Raw genomic sequence first — 7069 nt, forward strand, 5'->3', positions numbered from 1 at the left:
TTATCCACAGATCATGGGGTTATGCACCCCATATCTTAAGATTGACCTGTGACATAAGCCGCCCATTTATCCATATAAACACGGCGCTGTTCTAGATAGTCAGTACGACGATAGGCACGCTCTACTTGTCCTCCTACTGTATGACTTAGAATAGTTTCAGCGACCTCATAGGGGGCATCGGTTGTTTCGGCGAGCCAATCACGTAAACTAGAGCGAAAACCATGGGGGCAGGATTCAAGTTTATTTTTTTTCATATAAATTGACATACAGCGTTCAGCAAGGGGACCGCGACCGGTTGCAGAAAAAAAGAAATCGTTGCGAGAAAGCGAGCGCGCTTGTTTGAGAATTTCTAATGCTTCTGTTGATAAGGGCACGCGAAATTCTTTTGTTGTATCACGCTTTCCTTTCATATTCTCAGCAGGAATTGTCCAGATATCACCTTCAATTTGATCTTTATGAATATGACGCAAAGGAAAAGTACGAACCCCTGTAAGGATAAGCAAACGCAAAGCCAGTTGTGTCATGTTTTGTGTTTTACAGAGTAACTGATAAAAGGCAGGGACATCTTTCCAATCCATTGCAGGTAAGTTTTGGATTTTATGGCGTTGTTTACCTAAGAGAGCTTGTGCTTTTGTTACTGCTTGTAAATCAACATCCAAACCCAAAGCAGCCGCATGTTTGAGACAAAGATTGAGACGAATGAGAGCTCTACGCGCTGTAGCAGCTTTTGTATGCCAGATAGGGGCAATAGTGTTGCGTATCTCTGTTTGTGTAATCTCAGAAACGGGTAAACAGCCTAATTTAGGGAGAATATGAAGGCGTAAAGGTAAAAACCAATGTCCATCTTTACCATCATTCTTTAATTCAGCTTTACGGCTTTCAAAAGCATCTACGGCAATGTCTTTTAAATAATGAAGATTGCTTATTGCTTCACGCTTTTGTTTATTGCGTTCTTTAATGGGGTCACGCCCCTCACGTAACACAGAACGCCACCCCGTTGCCAATTCACGCGCTTGTTTTAAAGAGACATCTCGCAACGCTCCCAATCCCATTTCACGACGACGCCCGTGAAGGGTATAACGGTAAATCCATTGAGCACCTCCATCTTTACGCTTATGAAGTAACAAGCCAGCACCATCATTATATTTGCCAGCCCCCAATGTTGCGACAGATCTTGCATTAAGACGGTTCATAAGAGCCATTTTTAGTCCTTTCTTATACAAATTTGATCCACACACTCATCCCACTTGTTATGTGCAAATGAGTGGTTTTGATTGATTCAAGATAAGCAGGTTTGAAATGAGAGAATCTTACGTTATTCGGGACTCTCACTCAACATGAATAACGCTAGATTATCATTATAAATCAATACGTTGCCCTGAAGTAGCAACGCTGTTTTTTGGAGGTGCTGGAGCAGCCAAGGAAGGTATAAAGCTTGGCGAAAAGACAGTGATCAAGTTCAATGCTATGAAAGATTTTGCCCAATTCGCTTCCAAGAAAAATCTTGCCAAACTTGCAGCTCAAGGAGATCCTGCCAAACATGCGGCGAAGAAAGAACTAACTAAACTCGCTGCTAAAGAAAAAAAGCTTTGGTTAAAAAAGAAACCCACTAAATTTACTGATAGCAAATTTGGTCAGACGAACAAAGCCTATCAGAGAGATGATTTGTTTGATCCTAACAGAATTTCTGATTGGGAAGAAAAAGGAAAAACGGTGTGGGGCACCAATATTGAGAGAATGGAAACAGGAAGAGCACCTATAGGATTTGATAATAAGTCTGTTGAGTTGCATCACCTAAAGCAAACGCATGAGGGACCCATAGCAGAAATGAGTCATGAATCTCATAAAAAATATACTTCTGTGATTCATGCTCCTTCCAAAACACATCAATCGCTTATAGAGAGAGAAAAGTTTGGTAAGTGGAGAGAGGAATATTGGAAGGAACGCGCTAAAGGATATAGAGAACAAACAAACAATAATTTAGGAGGAATAATCAATATGAAATGGAGTATCATAGGGATAGATTTTGACAGATGGGGACAAGAGCATCGACAGTAAATGCTCTACGGTTAATTGAAAAGAGAAAAAAGAAATTTGGAGAAATAATTGATGAAAACCTATACCTTAGATGATGTTTTAGAATTAGTTGATAAATATAATGGTGATATTATCAATTTTGGTACTGAAGATGATGCAGTTGGTGATTTCGTGATTGAAAAGGCGGAGAAAGCTCTCGGTTTACAATTTACATCGTCTTACAAGAGTTTTTTAGAACATTGTAAAGGCGGGGACATTGGTGGTGAAGAAATCTATAGTCTTTATGATAATCCTATGGGTATTCCTGCTGGTGATATTGTTTTTCAGAACTTAAATGATAGAAAACGTGGTTTTGTGACAGCAGAACAGCTTATCGTGTGTGAAGCTGATTTTGATGAAACCTTTTACTTTGATTATACGCAGTTTCGAGATGGAGAATGTCCAATCTATGTTATGTTTCCATTGGATAATTGCGAATATTACGCCAGTAATTTTTATGAATTCCTTTGCAAAAGAATTAAAGTACACGTGGGAGAAGAGATACCTGAAGGTGAACAACCGATTGAAAAGACTGAGAACACTCCCACTCCGCAACCTATACCTTTTTACAAGAGTTTTTGGAAAAAACTATGGAAGAGGTGAAATTGATAGAGGAAATATGGAGCGTTTATGATACAAACTTTGAGATTGTTCGTAGTGATGATATTGTTTATAAAAACTTAAATTATAGAAAAAATGGTTTTGCAACGCCACAGCAACTTATTGTTAGTAGAACCGATTTTGGAAAGACATTTTTCTTCGATTATTCTCAATTTCAGAATGGAGAATGTGCACTCTATTTTGATTTTCCACCCAAGGATCCACAATATTATGCAAGTAACTTCTATGAATTCCTCTGTAAAAGGATTACAGATAATTTGAAGTAAATTTCTTTGTATGGTGGTTTTACTTCCAAATTGCAATGTTAAACCACCATTATTTTTTTCTTTTCAAGAATGCAAGCATCGTTAATATTTTTTAGGGGGGATAATCTATGAAAACTTATATTTTAGGTGATGTTGCACAATTAATTAATAAGTATCCGGATGTTATCGACTTTGGCACTGCGGAGGATGCGCCTGATGATATATTGATTGAAAAAGCTGAGAGAACTCTTGGTTTACAATTCACATCTTCCTACAAAAGTTTTTTAAAAAATTATGGAGGAGGAGAAATTGGAGGTTATGAAATTTTTAGCATTTATAACGCAAGTTTTGATAAGTGTCCTGCTGGTGATATTGTTTTCTATCATTTGACGGATATAAAAAATGGTTTGGCAAAACCACAGCAGCTTGTTGTCAATAGAACAGATTTTGGTGAAACCTTTTATTTTGATTATACGCAGTTTCGGGATGGTGAATGCCCACTCTATCTCAAGTATACATCTGAAGATTCCGAATATTACGCAAGTAATTTTTATGAATTTCTCTGCAAAAGAATTAAAGAGTATGCAGGGGAAGATTCATGAAAACTTATACCTTAGATGATGTTATACAACTAGTTGATAAATAGAATAATTGCGATTTATTGCTTGTTATGAAAACATCTAAAAAGAGATTGATCATTATAAAGATTAGAAAAATCCCTTTTAATAGACCGTGTCAGTTTTGTCAGTTCTTTTTAGACCCTCTATTATTTTTTTTAAATGAGAGAAAATTAAAAACATTATATTTCAATAGGTTATAATTTTAATGATGCAACCTTTATTAAAAGACAACCCATAAATTCAATTCATAATATATATTTGTCAGTTATGTGTCAGTAAATTGAACCGACAAAATAGATTATTTTAGTGAGTGATTAAAATGTGCTTTATGAAAAGCATATGCTCCTTTAAAGCCTTTCAAAAGATAGTTTGTAACTCATAAGAAGTGCTATCAAGACCATTATGGTTATGAGTTTAGAGGGTTTTGAAGGTTTCTTTTACGCCCCTTTATATATTATTTTTCAATAAAAAAATAAAAGTTATTATATTTCAATATGTTAATGTTTTAAATAAACAACTTATATTACACACAATACATAAATACAATCTATGATATACATTTAAGAGGGTTTTGAAGGGTTTTTGAGAGTTTTAAGAACCTTCAAAACCTATAAGTAATATAAGAAAATGAATATATATAACTCTCTTTAAACAAAGCTTCTGATAACAATAAAGCTATCATTTTAAATTACGGTATAATCTTTTAAAGACAATCCAAATAAGAGTATCTAAAAGTGCAAGTTTCTTCTTTTTAGAATAACGCATATAAACACTCCTTTTAAGATGGTAGGTAATCAACTTAACAAGAGAGGTATAGATTAATCGCTATGTTCTATACCTCTTGTGAATTTAGCATGCTTATCATGTGAATATGCTTTATAAGTTATTCAGTTTCTCTTAGTTCTAATTTTGGTAAGTTCTTAACGATTTTCATTGTTTCTAAACTTACGGTAATAACCCTTTGAAACAACTCTAGAGGGTAGGCAGGGTTACCAATGGTTTCAACAGCATAGCGATTGGCATCATTCACAATACCACTCTTTTTATCAGTCTTTACACATTGGCGCCCCATAACCCATTCAAGAGCGGGTTTACCATTAACGATATACGCATAAGCGTCAAGAGGGATATCTGTTATTGTGATATTGTTATTATAAATAACTGTTGATTTATCTTTCTCTTTACCTGCTTTTGCGAATTTCATTTCAGTTACATAATAGAATTTTTCTGGATTAGAGATCTCTGTAACTTTTGGATTACCTTTTTTAAAGGTCACTGGATAAGGTTCTATAGTTTCATAATTCACGTGCAAATGACCCAATTCACGCCCAGCTGTTACAAACTTCCAAAAGTCATCAGCACTCTTTACGCAAGGGATACGAGGCAATTCTTTAGAGAGGTTATCAGCATAACGGGCACGGTAATCTTCCGAATGAAGTAGACCGTAAACGTAATAGAATAAATCATCTTTAGTGATTTTTTCATTAGGATAAGCCGCTTTAAAATGTGCTAATCCTTCATCAGTTATAGCATCACGCCTTTGTAAACCAGATGTTGTGCTTTCTTCTGTAGAATGCGTAAATAAATGTGACTGGTTATTATCTTTAGATTTTAAGGAGGTAATATCTTCATAAAAGTATCTTGGAAAGCATTGACTTTTTTCTATTGCATCTAGATTAGGTAAATCCTTACTCATCAAAACAGAAAAACCACACCTTGCTCCTACGCCTGTAATTTGAATGCCTCTATTTTCAACCGCTTTTCCTATTGGAAATATACGCGGCATTTGATAAACCATTTCATTGAAGGTACGACTATAATAGAGCCATTGTTGTGTAAATGGACGATATAAACTTTTCGTAAGGCATGTAATCTCAAATTCAAAAATTTTTCCTTTTGCCAAATCTTGTTTAAGTGCACGGCTCCAACTTATTTTTTTTACATTTGAATTTACGAAATCATTTACAGTCTTTACACGTATTTTACGATCAATATGTGGATAGGTATCATTAAACCGTTCTACTTCACTGTTATAGAAGGTAATCATATTATTCATGTTTTTGGCTAAAGCTTTACGGCTTGAGTTATATGCCCAAGCATCACGACTAGTGACGATACCACAAGAGAAATTTTCAAACAGTTTTTTGTCATGATCTTTCTTAACACCCAAGGCTAGAAATGTTTCAAAACTTTCATCACGTTGATTTATCCAATCACCATATTCGTCTGGCGTGATCATTTGCCAACCATCATCACGTGTAATACCACCAACACTACCCAAATATTGAAGCATCTCAAGTTTTTTTTCGGTGGAAAGATTATTACCAATATCATGATAGTAAATTTTACAAGGTCCAATAGCATTGGGATTTTTGATAAATAGCGTTACCGCAATACCAGTCATACTACCATTGCCGAAAATATTTTCACCTTCTTGAGCAGCTCTATTGCTTAACATATTTTTGCGAAGATCACCCCGTAAATTAAGCACGTAAATGCTCGTAAATTCTTTGGCTAAAGATTTTCGTAACCCATCCATTGTTGACTTTTCTATATAACCAGAACCAGAAACAAAACCGATTACCCCAGCATTATCAATACGGTCACTAGCCCAGCGGATTGCACGGATATAGCTATCATAAAGACTTCGTATATTGGTTGCTTTCGATTGAACGGCATAGGTTTCACGAATACGGTCATCTAATATCGGATAAGGCGTATTTTTTGCATTGTCGTTTTCGCTCTTTTGTCCTACCGAATAAGGTGGGTTACCAAAGATAACTTTGATATCCAGATTTTTCTGATACTCTAAATATTCACTGTTTTCCTCTAGTAAACCTTTCATCAGATCTTGCTTTTCAAGCATGCGGAAAGTATCGGTTAAGCCAATATGTTTGAAAGGAATATACTCACCTTTCATAAGACTATGATAGGCTGTTTCAATGTTAATCGCTGCTATGTAATAAGCAAGCAAAACAATCTCATTGGCATGGATATCATGACGGAATTTATATTCCATATCCTCTGGTTTTATGAGATTGGATTGTAAAAGCCTTGTGATAAAGGTACCAGTACCTGTAAAAGGGTCAAGAATAGAAACACCACGGGACCCCAAGCTTGTTCCAAATTCATTCCGCAACACATCATCAACAGAATGAATGATAAAATCAACAACCTCAACGGGTGTATAAACAATCCCAAGCCTATCCGTGGTTTTCTTAAATGCCTTGGCAAAAAAACTTTCATAAAGTTTGATAATAAGATTCTGTTTTGCATGCGTTTCCGTAATGCCTGCTGTACAGAACGTGACACTTTTGTAAAATTGATCAAGATCTTTCGTTTTCTCTTCGATATTTGTTTTATCCAGTTCCGTTAAGATCTTGTCCATTGCTTGTGAAATGGCATTATTCTGTACAAATTCATTACCGTCAAATAAAGCTTCAAACACGGGACGCGTGACAAGATGTTGCGCTAACATCTCAATCGCTTCCTCTTGCTTGATTTCAC

Annotated in this window: 6 protein-coding genes; 4 read left to right on the top strand and 2 right to left on the bottom strand. The window is 35.6% G+C overall.

The genetic code is table 11. The annotated features are described in order from the left end of the window. Positions 1-35: 35 nt before the first annotated feature. Entirely contained in the window at positions 36-1202 is a 1167-nt protein-coding gene (locus tag ACFIKI_RS08150) for a tyrosine-type recombinase/integrase (protein WP_375666708.1), read from the bottom strand. Positions 1203-1449: 247 nt separating this feature from the next. On the opposite strand from ACFIKI_RS08150, the gene ACFIKI_RS08155 reads away from it, so the two are divergent. From ACFIKI_RS08155 to ACFIKI_RS08170, 4 genes are all read left to right on the top strand, one after another. Then, on the top strand, positions 1450-2058 hold the full coding sequence (locus tag ACFIKI_RS08155) for an HNH/ENDO VII family nuclease (RefSeq protein WP_375666710.1): 609 nt from the start codon (positions 1450-1452) through the stop codon (positions 2056-2058). A 51-nt stretch (positions 2059-2109) separates the two neighbouring features. Next, positions 2110-2679 carry an SMI1/KNR4 family protein gene (locus ACFIKI_RS08160; protein ID WP_375646638.1) on the top strand — a complete coding sequence of 190 codons (570 nt, stop codon included), beginning with the start codon at positions 2110-2112 and terminating at the stop codon, positions 2677-2679. After that, positions 2667-2963: a hypothetical protein gene (locus tag ACFIKI_RS08165; RefSeq protein WP_375666711.1), complete on the top strand. Its 297-nt coding sequence runs from the start codon at positions 2667-2669 to the stop codon at positions 2961-2963. Before ACFIKI_RS08160 ends, ACFIKI_RS08165 begins: the two co-directional genes overlap by 13 nt. A gap of 107 nt (positions 2964-3070) precedes the next feature. Next, the gene (locus ACFIKI_RS08170; RefSeq protein WP_375666712.1) at positions 3071-3544 is read left to right on the top strand and encodes an SMI1/KNR4 family protein; all 474 of its coding nucleotides are present in this window, start codon (positions 3071-3073) and stop codon (positions 3542-3544) included. Between the two features lie 901 nt (positions 3545-4445). Here ACFIKI_RS08170 and ACFIKI_RS08175 read toward each other — a convergent pair. Beyond that, positions 4446-7069 (bottom strand): type ISP restriction/modification enzyme (locus ACFIKI_RS08175; protein ID WP_375666714.1); only part of this gene is annotated, 2624 nt, incomplete at its 5' end.

The sequence above is a fragment of the Bartonella sp. TT121SHDZB genome (genome assembly GCF_042193415.1).
In the GTDB taxonomy this organism is placed as follows: domain Bacteria; phylum Pseudomonadota; class Alphaproteobacteria; order Rhizobiales; family Rhizobiaceae; genus Bartonella.

Coding starts and splice junctions, on each gene's coding strand:
- ACFIKI_RS08150 (WP_375666708.1), bottom strand. CDS start 1,202: ATGGCTCTTATGAACCGTCTTAATGCAAGATCTGTCGCAACATTGGGG.
- ACFIKI_RS08160 (WP_375646638.1), top strand. CDS start 2,110: ATGAAAACCTATACCTTAGATGATGTTTTAGAATTAGTTGATAAATAT.
- ACFIKI_RS08165 (WP_375666711.1), top strand. CDS start 2,667: ATGGAAGAGGTGAAATTGATAGAGGAAATATGGAGCGTTTATGATACA.
- ACFIKI_RS08170 (WP_375666712.1), top strand. CDS start 3,071: ATGAAAACTTATATTTTAGGTGATGTTGCACAATTAATTAATAAGTAT.